At 70.1% G+C, this 14,444-nt stretch carries 13 protein-coding genes and 3 pseudogenes; 5 read left to right on the top strand and 11 right to left on the bottom strand.

What is annotated here, in order from left to right:
- Positions 1-15: 15 nt before the first annotated feature.
- The 4 genes from OG207_RS19175 to OG207_RS19160 are packed head-to-tail and all read right to left on the bottom strand — an operon-like array spanning position 16 to position 2,498.
- The gene (locus tag OG207_RS19175; RefSeq protein WP_329099702.1) at positions 16-330 is read right to left on the bottom strand and encodes a hypothetical protein; all 315 of its coding nucleotides are present in this window, start codon (positions 328-330) and stop codon (positions 16-18) included.
- Between the two features lie 7 nt (positions 331-337).
- Entirely contained in the window at positions 338-658 is a 321-nt protein-coding gene (locus tag OG207_RS19170) for a hypothetical protein (RefSeq protein WP_329099701.1), read from the bottom strand.
- Positions 655-2,058, bottom strand: a complete 1,404-nt coding sequence (locus OG207_RS19165) for a hypothetical protein (protein ID WP_329099700.1) — start codon at positions 2,056-2,058, stop codon at positions 655-657. Before OG207_RS19165 ends, OG207_RS19170 begins: the two co-directional genes overlap by 4 nt.
- Complete coding sequence (locus OG207_RS19160) at positions 2,055-2,498, bottom strand: hypothetical protein (protein WP_329099699.1); 444 nt, start codon at positions 2,496-2,498, stop codon at positions 2,055-2,057. The genes OG207_RS19165 and OG207_RS19160 overlap by 4 nt, the downstream gene beginning before the upstream one ends.
- Before the next feature lie 538 nt (positions 2,499-3,036).
- Between OG207_RS19160 and OG207_RS19155 the strand changes: the two genes are divergently transcribed.
- Complete coding sequence (locus OG207_RS19155; protein WP_329099698.1) at positions 3,037-3,948, top strand: helix-turn-helix domain-containing protein; 912 nt, start codon at positions 3,037-3,039, stop codon at positions 3,946-3,948.
- Positions 3,949-3,972: 24 nt separating this feature from the next.
- Here OG207_RS19155 and OG207_RS19150 read toward each other — a convergent pair whose 3' ends face one another.
- From OG207_RS19150 to OG207_RS19140, 3 genes and pseudogenes are all read right to left on the bottom strand, one after another.
- Entirely contained in the window at positions 3,973-4,833 is an 861-nt protein-coding gene (locus tag OG207_RS19150) for a DUF4190 domain-containing protein (protein WP_329099697.1), read from the bottom strand.
- Between the two features lie 100 nt (positions 4,834-4,933).
- Positions 4,934-5,260: a helix-turn-helix transcriptional regulator gene (locus OG207_RS19145; RefSeq protein WP_329099696.1), complete on the bottom strand. Its 327-nt coding sequence runs from the start codon at positions 5,258-5,260 to the stop codon at positions 4,934-4,936.
- 137 nt (positions 5,261-5,397) lie between these two features.
- Positions 5,398-5,646 (bottom strand): annotated as a pseudogene (locus OG207_RS19140) (cupin domain-containing protein); the annotation flags it as partial.
- An 82-nt stretch (positions 5,647-5,728) separates the two neighbouring features.
- Here OG207_RS19140 and OG207_RS19135 point away from each other — a divergent pair.
- From OG207_RS19135 to cutA, 4 genes are all read left to right on the top strand, one after another.
- Complete coding sequence (locus OG207_RS19135) at positions 5,729-6,664, top strand: NmrA family NAD(P)-binding protein (RefSeq protein WP_329099695.1); 936 nt, start codon at positions 5,729-5,731, stop codon at positions 6,662-6,664.
- Positions 6,665-6,805: 141 nt separating this feature from the next.
- Positions 6,806-8,632 carry an AMP-dependent synthetase/ligase gene (locus OG207_RS19130; RefSeq protein WP_329107730.1) on the top strand — a complete coding sequence of 609 codons (1,827 nt, stop codon included), beginning with the start codon at positions 6,806-6,808 and terminating at the stop codon, positions 8,630-8,632.
- A gap of 68 nt (positions 8,633-8,700) precedes the next feature.
- Entirely contained in the window at positions 8,701-10,314 is a 1,614-nt protein-coding gene (locus OG207_RS19125; protein WP_329099694.1) for an alpha/beta hydrolase, read from the top strand.
- 173 nt (positions 10,315-10,487) lie between these two features.
- On the top strand, positions 10,488-10,805 hold the full coding sequence (gene cutA, locus OG207_RS19120) for a divalent-cation tolerance protein CutA (RefSeq protein WP_329099693.1): 318 nt from the start codon (positions 10,488-10,490) through the stop codon (positions 10,803-10,805).
- On the opposite strand, the gene OG207_RS19115 is transcribed toward cutA, so the two are convergent.
- The 4 genes and pseudogenes from OG207_RS19115 to OG207_RS19100 form a co-directional block, all read right to left on the bottom strand.
- Positions 10,802-10,930, bottom strand: a complete 129-nt coding sequence (locus OG207_RS19115) for a hypothetical protein (RefSeq protein ID WP_329099692.1) — start codon at positions 10,928-10,930, stop codon at positions 10,802-10,804. The two genes, cutA and OG207_RS19115, sit on opposite strands and share 4 nt — an antisense overlap.
- A gap of 84 nt (positions 10,931-11,014) precedes the next feature.
- A pseudogene (locus OG207_RS19110) lies at positions 11,015-11,251 on the bottom strand (hypothetical protein); the annotation flags it as partial.
- A gap of 95 nt (positions 11,252-11,346) precedes the next feature.
- The gene (ltrA, locus tag OG207_RS19105; RefSeq protein WP_329096741.1) at positions 11,347-13,074 is read right to left on the bottom strand and encodes a group II intron reverse transcriptase/maturase; all 1,728 of its coding nucleotides are present in this window, start codon (positions 13,072-13,074) and stop codon (positions 11,347-11,349) included.
- 678 nt (positions 13,075-13,752) lie between these two features.
- Positions 13,753-14,373 (bottom strand): annotated as a pseudogene (locus OG207_RS19100) (hypothetical protein); the annotation flags it as partial.
- Positions 14,374-14,444: the final 71 nt, after the last annotated feature.

Here is a 14,444-nt window from a genome sequence, read left to right as displayed (position 1 = left end):
GCGACCGTCCTCCGGTCAGACCGTCTGCGCGCGCACGTAGGCGACCGTCGCCAGCAGGAACGGCAGGGCGAACCACCACCGGCCCATGGTCCGCCGGTACAGCGGGGTGATGGTGATCAGGAGTCCTACGAGGCACAGCACCAGGCAGCAGCCGGACAGGAAGCGGACGTCCTCGCGCAGCAGGCCGTCACCGGGCTCCGGCCGCAGCGTCAGCGCGGCGTAGCAGGTGAACACCGCGGGGACGTAGGAGAGGGCGAGCGGTATGCCGAGGACCCACTGCAAGCAGCCGCGGTCCTCGGGCAGGTCGATGGTCTCGCGCGGGAGCCTCATCCGGACCTCACCCGAGCGTCGAGCCGCGCAGGAACGCGGTCAGCCCGAGGAGGAGGGGCGGCGCGAACCACCACGGACCCATGGCCCGGCGCACGCTCGGTACGGCGGTGATGAGCAGGCCGAGCACGCTCAGGGACACGGAGACGAGGCACAGCGCGCCGACGTTCTCGTAGCCCTGGTCGTCCCAGTCGCCCCGGGGCCCGGCGAACAGGGCCCCGAACACGGCAGCACCGTTGAGCAGGTGGATGATCCCGAGCGGAACGCCCAGTACCCACCGCAGGCAGCCCTGGTCCTCGGGCAGGTCGATGCCCTCACGGGGGTACGTCATCGCATTGCGTCCTTCGCTTGGGCGAGGTTCCCGACGAACCGGTCACCGTAGCCCTGGGCCTTGGGGAGGTCCCAGTAGGGACCTCCGTTGTAGCGGGCGGCGATCTCCCGCATCTGGGCCTCCGTCATCTGATCGGCCGGCACGTCGGCGAGACCGCTCTCCGCCTTGATCTGGGCCAGGAAACCGGCCGCTATGAAGGCATTCTGCTTGGGGTCCTGGAGCGCCTCTTCCACCAGGGTCCGCTGGTGGTCGGTGAGGTTCGCCGGGTCGTAGCCGAGCACTTCGGCGCCGCGCCGGAGCTGGATGGCGATCGGCCCGTACGAGGTCTCGTCCAGCTTCCCGCCGAGCCGCCACGGAAGGTTCTCGGGGGCGACCGGGCTCAGCCCCCACGGGGCCGCGGCCTGTTCGCGGATCGTGCCGGTCACGTCGTCCAGCAGCCCGGGCTGGTAGCCGCCGATCTCCTGCCAGGCCACGCCCGCGACCAGCTCTTCCGGCAGCCCGGCGTTCTTGGCCGCCGCCCGCAGGACCTCCTTGTTCTGGGAGATCCAGTCGGCGTGCTGGCCGTCCGAGACCAGCGGGATCCAATAGTTGTCGGCGGCGTCCCCCGGCAGCCCGGCGACCCGCACCCGGATGTCGCGCAGCTGCGGGGAGATCGGGGTGTCCGGCCCCACGGGGCCGGTCATGTCCTTCTTCGGGCCGCTGCCCGGTAGACGGGTCAGGGGGTTGGTGCGGGCCTGCGCCGCCTCGCGGCGCATGTCTGCCATGGCCGCGTAGAGGTCGACCCCGCTCGCACCGCCCTTCAGCCGGAACTCGGGCAGCAGTTCGTACGCCTGCTTCAGCGCGTGGACGCAGGAGGCGCGCGCCTCCTGCTCGGTGGTCTTCGCCAGCTGGAAGTTGCCGCCCGCGTCGTCGTGGAGGCGGTTCGCCTCGTCACGGATGTCGTCCACGTCCATCGTGAGCTCGGCGAGACCGTCGAGGAACCCGGTCGTCGCCCGCATGTCCTCCCACTGGCACATCGGCTCCGCCTCCTGGGCCGTGCGGGTGATCGCGGTGCCCTTCGTGGCGATCAGGGCGGCGAGCTTGCGTTCGGAGCCCTTGCCGTTCGCGTAGTGGGACTTGGCGGTGGTCAGGGCCGCCGCGTACGCGTGCAGGGCGCTCGCGGCCTTGTCGTAGCCCTCGGCGATGTGCTGCACGAGCTGCCGCGCCTCGGACAGGCGCGCGGTGAAGGCGTGGCTGCCGTCGCTGTGCCACTCCGTACCGGTCTCGGCGCGCCGGGCGGGCTCCTCGACCTGAACGAGCAGATCGCGCAAGCGCTTGAACTCGGCGGCGTTGCGTTCCACCAGCGCCGGGTTGCACTCCTCCAGGAACTGGACGTCCTTGCGGTGGCTGAGCCCGCTCACTTGGCCTCCGGTTTCACGTACTGACCCGATTCGAGGAGGCCCGCGAGGAAGGACCGGGCGGTGCCGTCGTCCACCCGGGCGAAGTCGGTGCCGGTCGTCTTCAGACGGGTGGCCAGGGCGGCGAACAGGCCGATCGTGTCCTTGAACTGGTCGTCGGCGAACTGGGCGAAGCGCAGGACCTGCGCCGAGACGTCGGCGTGCGCGCGCGGGGCGCGGGCCATCGTGCCGGCGTCGCCGTCGGGCCGGCCCTCGTGGAGGAGGGCGGCGATCTCGATCAGCAGGTTGGCGTTGCCGTTGATGGAGGCGGCCCCGGCCACCAGGCTCCCGGCGGGGCTCCCCGGAACGCCGCCGTTCGCCGGCGCGTGGTTGAGGCGCATGACGGGTGACTGCTGTGCGAGGACGGCGGCCTTGTGTTCGGCCCATTCCGCGTCGAACGACATGTATCCCCTGAATAGTTGATAACTGGACATGGCCAGAATCAGCTGGTCATGTGCATGCTAATACGGGGATTTCCGCATACGGAACCTCGCGGTGCCGATATGGACCGGAGACGCGGTGGGCGATCGTCCGGTTCCGCCTCGCTGGTGGCTGGCCGCACCGTGGCCGCCGCCTTCCCCGCCCAACTCCCGTTCCGCTCGCACCTTCCGGCTGCTCGGGCCGGGTCGTGGGAGTCCGCGACGCGGCCCACGGGCGATGTGGGGACGACGGCCCCTGGACCGGGTCCCGGGAAACCGCGATCCGGAGTGCTTAGACGCATAAGGATCCAAAGGACCTGGGGAAAGAACCAACCGACCCAACCCCACCCCGGCAGCCGGGGAGCGTGTCGCTCGGTCGGGTGAATCGTGCCAACTGGGCTGGATTTCATACGGGTTGGCGGGCATATGCTCGCCTCGACCACCGCAGACATGAGACGGCCCCCGGCGGGACTCGCAATCCCGGCCGAGGGCCTGACCAACGAAGGAAGCTACCCACTTCCCCATGGCTCACCAGAACCCTAGCGCGCACGCGCGCTCCTCGTCCGCTGTTCCCTCCGCGATCCCCCGATCCGGTGTCATCCACGTCAACGCGCGGCACGCGAGTCACTACACCGTGGTCGGCAACCACCTCCTCCAGCACCGGGAGCTGTCGGCAACGGCGATCGGGGTCGCGGCGTACATCCAGTCGCTGCCGGAGGGGGCGCCGATCGGCATCAAGACGCTGACCGCACGGTTCCCGGAAGGGGAGATCCGGATCGGGTCCGCCCTGCGGGAGCTGGAGCGCCACGGATACCTGGAGCGGCGGCGCGAGCGGCTGGCGACCGGGCGGGTGGTGACCCGGACGTATTCGTACAACAAGCCGGGGAGTACCTGGGTCGAGCCGACCCCGCCCCCGGCACCTCAGCCACCCCTGGCTCCGCTGCCCCCGCCTCCGCTGCCGGCCGGGGAATCCGCGCCCGGGCCGGAAGTCGAGCCGACGCCCGGGTGCGGACCCGGGCCGGAAGCCGTGGCCCCGCCGCCCGGCCGGCCCGTGCACCCCGATGCGGTCGAACTGCTCGTCGGGCTGCGGCGCTACGACTCGCGGCTCCTGCTCTCCGAGCGCGACGTACGCCGGCTCGCGCCGGACGTGTCGACCTGGCTGGAGCGCGGGGTCACCCCCGCGGTGGTCGCGAGGGTGCTGTCCGCGGACCTCCCCGAAAGGATGCTGCGCCCCGCGTCCGTACTCGCGTACCGCCTCGCCGAGCTGCTCCCACCGCACCTACCCCCGGCCCCGGCGGCGCCGGCGGACCGGGTGGGTCGGGACGACAGACGGCCCGACCCGTTGCAGAACTGCAGCGGCTGCGACCGCGCCTTCCGCGCCCCCCACCCCGGCCGCTGCCGGGACTGCCCGCCGGAGGAGGACGCGGCGGCGTGAGCGGGTCCGCTCCCGCCGGCTTCCTCAGCCGGCGGTGCGGATCGAGCCGGTGGTCGGACCGCTGGGGTCGCCCACGAAGCAGGTGACCTCGCGGTCGCCGAGGAGCCAGCTGGCCGCCTGCGGGTAGTAGTAGTAGATCTCCAGCTTGTCCGAGACCTTGGGGCCGTTGCCCACGTACGAGGTGAGCGCGGTGCCGCTGCACTTCTCCTCGGCGGTCGCGGTGACCTTCTCCGTGCCGGGGTACGTTCCGGCGTCCAGGTTGAAGACGGCGTACGCCTCGCCCTTGTGCGGCTGGGTGCAGGGCACGATGCTCACCGAGCGGGCGGCCTGGGTGCCGTCCTCGTCGCCGTACTGGGCCAGATCGTCCTTCGTGTTGAAGCAGTCGCCCTTGCGGATCTCGGTCACGCCGGCGGAGGCCGGTCCCTTGGTGGCCGGTCCGGTGGTCGCCGGTCCGGTGGCGGCGGGGCCGGTGAACTGGCCGGTGGTGTCGCGCTTCAGCGGGGCGTCGTCGTCGCCCAGCGATCCGGTGAGGCCGAGGGCCACCACGATGATGATGAACACGAGGCTCAGGCTGTGAACGACGATCGCCGCGATGGCGAAGCCCTTGCCCTTCTCACCGCGGGACTTGATCTGGGAGAGGGCGACGATGCCGAGGATCAGCGGGACCAGCGGGATCCCGCAGACGAGCGCCATGACGAACGCGACGATGGCCAGCGCGTTGGTCTTCTGCTGCTGCTGCGGGTACCAGCCCTGCGGCCCGCCGGCGTTCGGCGGCTGTCCGGGCTGTCCCGGCTGTCCGGGCTGTCCCGGATATCCGTAAGATCCGGGCTGTCCGGGCTGTCCGTACGGACCGGGGGACGACGGGGGCTGCGGTGGTATGGACATGCGCGTGGAGCTCCTTGCTCAGAGGGTGGAACGCAACAACGGCCCGGCAGTCGCAACGCACCGACGCATGCCTGCCCGTGGTCTTTACGTCGCCCCTACGCTACCTTCCGCCGCCGACAGTCCGCGGACTGCCCTTCCCCGTGGTCCCGCCCTCCTGGCCGGCCCGTCGGGCGGCGGCCGCCGCCCGGTGATGGCCGGGGCGGGTCCCGTGGACGCGGTGGAAGGCCACGCTCAGGCCGAACGCACTGCGGTAGCCGACCTGGTGGGCGATCGACTCCACCGTGTCCTCGGTGCGTACCAGCAGGTCAGCCGCCAACACCAGGCGCCAGTGGGCCAGGTAGGCCATCGGCGGCCTGCCGACCAGCTCGCCGAAGCGGCGCGCGAACGTAGCCCGCGAGACCCCGGCCTCCTCGGCCAGGGCCGCCACCGTCCACGGCCGTTCGGGCCGTCCGTGCTGTTCCCGCAGGTGCGCAGGCCCAGCAGGACCCCTTCGCTGATCTCCGCGCCGTCGGCGGTCGTGCAGCGGTCGGGCCCGTGCACCACCCACAGCGCCGGCGTCCGCAGGTCCCCGTCGGCGGTGTCCGTGAGGGTGAACGGGCGCGATCCCGTCACGATGGCCACGTCGCCCTCGCCGAGCGCGACGGGCTCCTCGCCGCCGCCCGGAACGATCCAGCCCGTGCCGTGCAGCATGGTGGCCAGGGTGATCGGCGTCGGGTCGGCGATGCGGATCGACCACGGCGGGGCCAGGAGGTTGCGGCTGAACAGGGCGCCGTCGGAGCGCACTTCGTACAGCAGGCTCGCCAGCGCATCCATGAAGACCGAGCCTAGACGCTCGGACATGCAACTGAGCGGGACGACCATGTCGCGTCCGGGCGCCGCCGGATTGACTGGTCGCATGACGACGCCGAAGAACACGACGACGACCAACACGACGGCCGGCACGACGGCCGGCACGACGACCAAGCCGATCCTGGTCCTGGGCAGCACCGGCAAGACGGGGAGCCGGGTGGCCGCGCAGCTGCGGCAGCGCGGCCACCGGGTCCGGGGTGCCTCCCGCAAGGGGCCGGTCGCCTTCGACTGGACCGACGAGAACACCTGGGAGCGGACGCTGGAAGGGGTCGGCGCGGCCTACCTGGTCGACTCGCAGCTCCCCGACGCCGCCGAGTCGATGCGCGCCTTCGGCAAGCTGGCCGTGGCCTCCGGTATCGAGCGGCTGGTGCTGCTGTCCGCCCGCGACTGGGTGGTGCCGGAAGGCGAGGAGAAGCTCCCCTGTGAGCGCGCGGTTCGCGAGTCCGGCGCGCAGTGGACCATCCTCAAGCCGTCCTGGTTCTTCCAGAACTTCAGCGAGGACCCGTTCATCCGGGCGCAGGTCCAGGGCGGCGAGCTCGTGATGTCGGCCGGGGACGGCGTCGAGCCGTTCATCGACGCTGAGGACATCGCGGAGGTCGCCGTGGCCGCTCTCACCGAAGAGGGGCACGGCGGGCAGGCCTACGAGCTGTCCGGGCCGCGGCTACTGAGCCTGGACTCCGTGGCCGACGAGATCGCCCGGGCCACCGGCCGGGTCATTACCTACCGTCCGCTCCCGCCGGACGAGTTCGCCGCCCACGCCGTGGGACAGCACGTGCCGGAGGAGTTCGTCGGCCTGCTGAACCTGCTCTACGGCTGGATCGCGGAGGGTCGCTTCGCCACCCTCGCCGACGGCGTGCAGCGGGTGCTCGGCCGGGAACCCCGTGACTTCAACGACTACGTGCGGACTGCTGCCGCATCCGGGGTATGGGCCGGTGGCGGTGACGGTGTCAGTGACGGTGGCGGTGGCGTGGAGCGTCCGTGAAGAACGGCTCCAGGGGCTGGTCGGAGCGGGTTACTGCTACGTAAATTACCGGCGGTAACCTCGTGCCGAGCCAAGGAGTGCGCCGTGGGAGCCGAGCTGAGGCCGGTCCGGGCCGTAGAACCGGTCGAACCCGTCAAGACCATGATCGACGGGGTGGTCCGCGAGGTACGGGTGCCCGCGCTGGTGGGCCCTCCGGACCGGGGATCCCTCGGGGACATCCCCTTCCAGAACGCCTGGGAGGCCCCCGGGGAGGCGGTGCTCGCCCGCAAGGACCAGGACGGAGTCTGGCACGACGTCCCGGCCGAACAGTTCGCGGCCGAGGTGCTCGCCGTGGCCAAGGGACTGATCGCCGAAGGGCTCCGGGAGGGCGACCGGCTCGCCATCATGGCCCGTACGACCTACGAGTGGACCCTGCTCGACTTCGCCGGCTGGGCCGCCGGCCTGGTCACCGTACCGATCTACCCGACCTCCTCCGCCCTCCAGGCACGCTGGATCATCCACGACTCCGGTGCCGCGGCCTGCGCCGTCGAGGACACCGCGCAGGCCCGCCTGATCAGCGCCGAGCGCGGCAACCTGCCCTGGCTGACCCACCTGTGGGAATTCGACACCGGCGCGGTGGCCCGCCTGATCAAGGCCGGGGAACGCATCCCCGACGCGCTGGTCCACCACCGCCGGGCCGCCCGCACCCCGGACTCCGTCGCCACCCTCATCTACACCTCCGGCACCACCGGGCGGCCCAAGGGATGCGTGATCACCCACGGCAACTTCTTCGCCCAGGTGGACAATGCGGTGGAGCTGCTGCACCCCGTCTTCAAGTCCGTCAGCAAGGACCCCGCCTCCACCCTGCTGTTCCTGCCGCTCAGCCACGTCTTCGGGCGGATGGTGGCCGTCGGCTGCATGCGGGCCCGCGTCAAGCTCGGGCACGCGCCCAGCATCCGTACCGAGGACCTCCTCGCCGACCTCGCCGGCTTCCGGCCCACCTTCCTCCTGGCCATCCCCTACGTACTGGAGAAGGTCTACAACACCGCCCGGGCCACCGCCGAGAAGATGGGCCGGGCCTCCTCCTTCGACCGGGCCGCCCGCATCGCGCAGCGCTTCGCCGAGACCACCGAGGCCAGGGGCCCCAGGCTCGTGCTGCGCCTCGCCCGGTCCCTCTACGACCCGCTCGTCTACCGGCGCATCCGGGCGGCGCTCGGCGGCCGCGTCCGCTACGTCCTGAGCGGCGGCTCGCCCCTGGGCCGGCGGCTCGCCGCCTTCTACACCGGCGCCGGCATCGAGGTCTTCGAGGGCTACGGGCTGACGGAGACCACCGGCGCGAGCACCGTGACCCCGCCGCTGCGGCCCCGCCTCGGCACGGTCGGCTGGCCGCTGCCGGGCACGGCCGTACGGATCGCGGACGACGGGGAGGTGCTGCTGGGCGGCGGCCACGTCTTCGCCGGCTACTGGAACGCCGCGCAGGCGGCCCCGTACGGGGGCTGGCTCGCCACCGGCGACATCGGGGAGCTCGACGCCGACGGGTACCTCACCATCACCGGTCGCAAGAAGGACCTGATCATCACCTCCGGCGGCAAGAACGTGGCGCCGGCGCCGCTGGAGGACTGGCTGCGGGCCCACCCGCTGGTCGGCCAGTGCATGGTGGTCGGCGACAACCGGCCCTACATCACCGCCCTGATCACCCTGGAACCCGACGGTCTGCAGCACTGGCGCCAGATGCACAAGAAGCAGAACGTGCCGATGCGCGAGCTGGTGCGGGACGAGGAACTGCGGGCGGACCTCCAGCGGGCGGTGGACGAGGCGAACCGGCTGGTCTCGCGGGCCGAGTCGATCCGCCGCTTCGCCGTCCTGCCGGGCGATTTCACCGAGGCGCGCGGCCACCTGACCCCGTCGCTGAAACTCAGGCGGGGCGCGATCGCCCGGGACTACGCGGAGCAGGTCCAGGAGCTGTACCGGGGGCCGCGCGAAGCCTGACGGGCGGCCACCGAGGAGCAGGTCTATGGTGAACAGATGGGTCCGGGGGGCCGCCCGAGGAGGGCGCAGTGCACCGTTCCCGAGTCCGTAGGGCCATGGCCGCGGGCGTGGCCGCCGGTGCGATGCTCCTGGCCTCACTGGGGGCGGCCCCGGCCCCCACTCCTATCCCCGCGCCCGGGTCGAGCCCTGCGCCCACCGGGGGCGACGACCCCCTGGCCCGGTTCCACGCCCAGCGCGTCCGCTGGGGCGTCTGCCCGGAGAAGCCAGTGCCCGCCGAGATGCGGTGCGCCGTCGTGGAGGTCCCGCTCGACTACGCGGCCCCGCGCAAGGGCACGGTCAAGCTGGCCCTCGGCCGGCTCCCCGCCACCGACCCGGACCGACGCATCGGCTCGCTCCTGATCAACTTCGGCGGCCCCGGCGCCCCGGGCCTGGCCGGCCTCGCCATGGATCCCAAGGCGTTCGCCGACCTCGGCGAACGCTACGACCTGATCGGCTTCGACCCCCGCGGCGTCGGCCACAGCGACCCCGTTTCCTGCGGCGCCGGCGCCGGCGAAACCGTAGGAGACCCGCACGCCGACACCGCCACGGCGATGGCCGCCCTGCGGGACGAGGTCAAGCGCTGCGAGCGCAACTCCGGCCCGGTCCTCGCCCACATGGGAACCGTGGACGTCGCCCGCGACATGGACGTGATGCGCCGAGTCCTCGGGGACGAGAAGCTCAACTTCCTCGGCTTCTCCTACGGGAGCCGGCTCGGGGCCGTGTACGCGGCCCTGTTTCCCCGGGACACCGGCCGCATGGTCCTGGACGGCGTCGACACGCTCACCGAACCGCTGATGGAGCAGGCCCTGGTGTCGGCCCGCGGTCAGCAGCGGGCCCTGGACAACTTCCTGACCTGGTGCGCCCACCAGAGCGACTGCGTCTACGGGACGAACACCCGTACGGCCAAGGAGAAGGTGGCCGCCCTGGTGGAGCGGGCCGACACGGAGCCGCTGGTCGGCGACGACGGCACGGAGGTGGGCGGCCTGGTCACCGTCCTCGCGATAGGCCAGGCCCTGTACTCGACGAGCACGTGGCCCGCGCTGGCCAAGGCGCTGGCGCAGGCGGAGCGCGAGCACGACCCGGCCGGGCTGCTGGCGCTACTCGGCTTGGCGGCAGAGCCGACGGACCCCACGGACCCCACGGATCCCACCGACCCGACCGATCCACCCGAGGCCGGCGGATCCGACCCGGTGCCCGCCGACAACCTCGCCGCCGCCCTCGCCACCGTGAACTGCGCCGACGACCCGGACCGGTCGATCGAAAAGTTCAGCCCGGCCGCGTTGGAGAAGGAGCTCGACGAACGGGCGCAGGAGTTCTTCGAGGTCTCGAAGGTGTTCGGGGTGCCACAGCTGTTGTCCGTACTCACGTGCTACGGGCGGCCCGCCGGCACCGACTTCATCCGTAAGATCGACCACCCGGGAGCACCGCCGATGCTCCTGGTCGGCACCCGCGGCGACCCGGCGACGCCGTACGAGTGGACGGAGGAGACGGCCGAGCGGCTGGGCTCGGCGGTGATCGTGGACCACAAGGGCGAGGGCCACACCGGCTATTCCAGCTCGCGCTGCGTCCAGGAGTACGTCGACGACTTCCTCCTCCACGGCCGCCTCCCGTCCGGAACCCGCTCCTGCCCCGCCGAAGACTGACCCGCCGCGATCCGCTGCCACGACGGCTTTCAAGAGAGTGCTGCGGGAGGCGCGTTCGCTGTGTGCCCGACCTGCTCGTTCCCCGCCCTCCCGGCCCCTCGGGTCCTCCGGCGATCCACGCCTGGTCCACTGGACCCATGTGGGCGCGACGCCTGGGCGGGTACGTTGCCCCCATGGCTGACTTCTTGATCGTGATCACGACCGTGGACAATCAGGACGCTGCGCGGAAGCTGTCGCGCTCGGCGGTGGAGGCGAGCCTAGCCGCTTCCGGGCAGGTGACCGGGCCCATCGAAACGACGTACCGACACCTCGGCGAGGTCTCCGAGGGCACCGAGTATCAGGTGACGTTCCGTACAACCGGTGACCGGCGCGAGGCACTGGAGAAGCACCTGGTCGACAACCACCCCTACGACTCGCCTGAGGTCATCGCGTTCACGATCGACGCCGGCCGTGCCGAGTACCTTGACTGGATCACCCGAGCCACCCGCTAGCCCCTGGCACGCTCCAGCAGCGCGCCGACCGGGGCGAGGGACCGGTGCGGCTCCAACCGCTCGGCCATCAGACGGGCCCGCGCCATCGGTCCGATCGACGCCAGTCCCTCGGAGAGGTCGAACACCCGCGCCGTGATCGCGGTCGAGTGCTCGACCTCTCCCGCGTCCAGGTACGCCGATGCCAGCCACGACAGGTACCAAGGACACCGTCAGACCTGAAGGTCGGCCACCAAGCGCTCGGCGTCCTTCCGGGCCGGCGCCAGCAGCGGATCCTCCTCGTACGCGTGAGGCCCGACGATCTTCGACAGGAAGAACAGCGACATCAGCTTGCCGTCCCGGCTGTCCAAGTCCGCACGTCGCTCATGGCGGACGCGGTCCGCGAGCGCCGGGACGGCCAGCGCGTTACCCCACAGGGTGGCGGCGTCCAGGCCCCGGGGTGCCATGCCGCCGGGTAACCCCGGCGCATTGCTGCGCCGGGGTCCCCTCAGAACCGTGCGTGCACCTCGTCGATGCACACGGCTCAAGCAAGCCACGAGGGCGTTCAGGTGGTGCTGTTCCGAATACGAGCGGCGTGTCGCCGTGCGCATTCAGCGTGTACCAAGCGGGTTTGATCGCCTTGCGGCGTCATCCTCCCCGTGTGCCGAAGGTAATCGACAGAGATCGCCTTGCGGGCGATCACTTTCCACCAGCGTTCCCATTCCAACGGGGATTGCGGTGGCTGGTGGGGAGTCAGGACATTTTCCCCGCACAGCGGGCAGCGTCCCTCCTGCCGGTCGAGCAGGCGGAGGTTGTAGCTGTCGAGTGCGGGCTTGACCCTGCGACGACGCTTGACCCAGTACTCAGTCAGGGCGGGGTCGTCTGGTGACGCCGCGCCCTTGACCAGGGTGTGTCGGACGATCTGCGTCCAGGACGACTTGACCAGGAAGGTGCCGCTGTCGCGGTCACCGAAGACCCAGTGGTCGTTCCTGAACTTGTTGTACTTGCCGAAGTACCGTCCGGAGATCCAGTGCTTCGACTTCTTGGGGTGCTGGTAGCAGGCCCACTTGTAGGTCAGCTTCCACATGTGGATGTCGATGTCCTTGAAGACCTCGGCAGCCACCACCCCTCGGTAGTAGGCAGCCCAGCCCCGGATGATGGGGTTGAGTTTGACGATGACCGCCTTCTCGTTGGATCCGCGCAAGTCGCGCATCACTTCCGAGAGCCGTTCCCGATGCCGCTTGACGGCGGCCTTGCTCGGCTTAATCAGCAGCTTGCCCACCGGATAGCGGCGGATGTTGAAGCCCAGAAAGTCAAAGCCGTCTTCGAGGTGGACAACCCGCGTCTTCTCCTCGTTGAAGGCCAGGCCCCTCGGCTTCAGCCACTCGGCAAGCTGTGCCTTGACCTCGTGCACCTGCTGCTCGGTGAAGCAGCACACGACGAAGTCGTCTGCGTATCTGACCAGCACCGCAGAATCCGGGCGCGTCTTTCCCGTCGCCTTGTGGGACGGGGCAGTTGCGAGTCGGACTCCAGCCGCCTCCTCCAAGCCGTTCAGCGCGACGTTCAACAGCAGAGGACTGATCACACCCCCCTGCGGGGTGCCCTCCTTCGTCGGAGAGAACCCCATACCGGGCTCGAACACCCCGGCCCTCAACCATTGCCCGATCTGCCTCCGGCCCGGGAACATCCCAAGCGCGGAGAGCAACCGGTCATGGTCGATCCTGTCGAACGCCGCAGACAGGTCTGCATCCAGAATCCACACCCGCGTTGAGCCCTTGCGGAGCGTGGTGAAGAGCATCTCGATCGCGTCCTGGCAGCCTCGGCCCGGACGAAACCCGTAGGAACGGGATTCGAACCTGGCCTCCCACTCGGGCTCCAGGGCATTGCGTACCCGGCCCTGATGGCACCGGTCGACAATGACTGGAATTCCCAGTGGGCGCTGCTTTCCGTTGGCCTTGGGGATATACACCCGCTTCACAGGCAGGGGCTTCCAGGTGCCACGGCCTTGGTGCACCTGCACCGCGACCTTGGCCCGATCCTCGGAGGTCAGAGCAACCACCCCGTCCACCCCGGCCGTGACGCGGCCAGCATTACGCTGCGTCGCCTGCCGCACACTCAACAACGTGTTCGACCGACTCCGCAGCATCAACCTTTGCAGGTTCCGGACTCGCGCCCAGTCCTGCTCCTGAGTCGCCTTGAAGATCCTCTGCCGCAGTCGCTGTACTTTGAGCTCGCAGGCACGCCAATCCATCGCGTCCCAGTCGATCCCATCGTCCTCGGGTCCGTTCACCATAGGTGCCTAACTTGTCCCTCAGTTCCAGTGCCATGACACAAAATCATCAAAGGCTCACCTGTCCACGTCAGCCCGCTTTCACGTCCGGGCGCCAGGCCCGGTATCCGACCGGTTATCCACGGCAGCCGGCGGAGGACCGACTCTATTGCCGCAGTTTCCCGTCTCCTTTCGGCAGTCGGCATTCGCTTCTTGGACATCCTGTTCCCACCCGGGAGTTCAGCTCTCCTCGCGGTCGGCCTACCGCCGCTAGCCATCAGCGACGGACCCGGATGGGGTTTCCACGTTCCGCACACATGAGATGCGACCGGGTTCGGGTGCCCTCTGTACCCCGAGGTCAGCGGTACTCTCGCAACCGGCAAATGGTCACCGGTCGCCGCCTGCCGCTCCTCCACGGCATAGACCCTGCACCCCGGAATCACTTCCATCCATCCGAGGTTTCTGGGTAACGAGGCATCATCGAGGGTTCACTGGTGTTCACCCACCCGGCCTTCCCCTACTCCGCGCCGCGGATGGATCGAGGCACGGTTCGCATGTTCCCTGAGCTTCGAACCCCGGGATTACTCCCAGCGCACGTCAGGGCGGGGACGGGCATCGAGTACTAGCCCGAGATCACGGAGCAGGCATACGCCCACCCTCCTCTCCCGTGATCCGCTCATATTGTGCGACCTCGTGTCGCAACCAGTCCTCCCAGTCGATGATGGAGAACTCCGGCCCCATCACGTTGGCCCAGGTCAGATCGGCATGAGCGGGAACCCACCGCTCGATCCGCGTATCAGTGATGCCGGGAAAGACCTCGCCGAGTGTCTGCGTCACCTGCTCCTGGGTGATCGTCACCGTGTCCGGCGTCGCGATTCGCGGCGTCTGCTGTCCAGCGAGGGCGTCCAAAGAGGAGTTCAGGGCCGACCACCACGCATCGGGCAGGCCCGGGTCGTCGAGCACCAAGGCGCCCTTGGCCACAGACGGCGACGCAAGCAGCTCCAGCTCATCCGCACGCCACATCACCGGTTGCCCAGGCTCACGCCACGCCACACCCTGGTACCACTCGGGCATCGCGACCCCTTGCAGCACGGCAGCGGCCTCGGTTCCGTTCCAGCCCTGCGGGCCGATCCGCTCGAATCCCCGCCGCTCGATACGCACCCACGTACCCCGCTCCGTACGGCCTCCCAAGGAGCGGCGCTTGCGCACCAGGGTCTCCCGGTCCAACCGCGTGTGCAGCGCCTCCTCCACACGGGCCAGCACGTCGTCGGCCGGTTGACGGCGCAGGTCCACTCGGGTAGCGAAAGGCAGGGGAAAAGCCATCATGACCTCCTCGGCGAACGGATGACGGTAGCAGCAGCGGGCCCTTCCGCAGGACTCGCTCACCAACGCGC

The organism is Streptomyces sp. NBC_01439 (assembly GCF_036227605.1).
Lineage (GTDB): Bacteria > Actinomycetota > Actinomycetes > Streptomycetales > Streptomycetaceae > Streptomyces.
Note: the sequence above shows the minus strand (reverse complement) of the source record. Positions and strands in the feature narration are given on the sequence as shown.

Bases quoted from the DNA above. Each gene is read 5' to 3' on its own strand.
- OG207_RS19175 (WP_329099702.1), bottom strand. From the start codon at position 330: ATGAGGCTCCCGCGCGAGACCATCGACCTGCCCGAGGACCGCGGCTGC.
- OG207_RS19170 (WP_329099701.1), bottom strand. From the start codon at position 658: ATGACGTACCCCCGTGAGGGCATCGACCTGCCCGAGGACCAGGGCTGC.
- OG207_RS19160 (WP_329099699.1), bottom strand. From the start codon at position 2,498: ATGTCGTTCGACGCGGAATGGGCCGAACACAAGGCCGCCGTCCTCGCA.
- OG207_RS19155 (WP_329099698.1), top strand. From the start codon at position 3,037: ATGGCTCACCAGAACCCTAGCGCGCACGCGCGCTCCTCGTCCGCTGTT.
- OG207_RS19150 (WP_329099697.1), bottom strand. From the start codon at position 4,833: ATGTCCATACCACCGCAGCCCCCGTCGTCCCCCGGTCCGTACGGACAG.
- OG207_RS19135 (WP_329099695.1), top strand. From the start codon at position 5,729: ATGACGACGCCGAAGAACACGACGACGACCAACACGACGGCCGGCACG.
- OG207_RS19130 (WP_329107730.1), top strand. From the start codon at position 6,806: ATGATCGACGGGGTGGTCCGCGAGGTACGGGTGCCCGCGCTGGTGGGC.
- cutA (WP_329099693.1), top strand. From the start codon at position 10,488: ATGGCTGACTTCTTGATCGTGATCACGACCGTGGACAATCAGGACGCT.
- ltrA (WP_329096741.1), bottom strand. From the start codon at position 13,074: ATGGTGAACGGACCCGAGGACGATGGGATCGACTGGGACGCGATGGAT.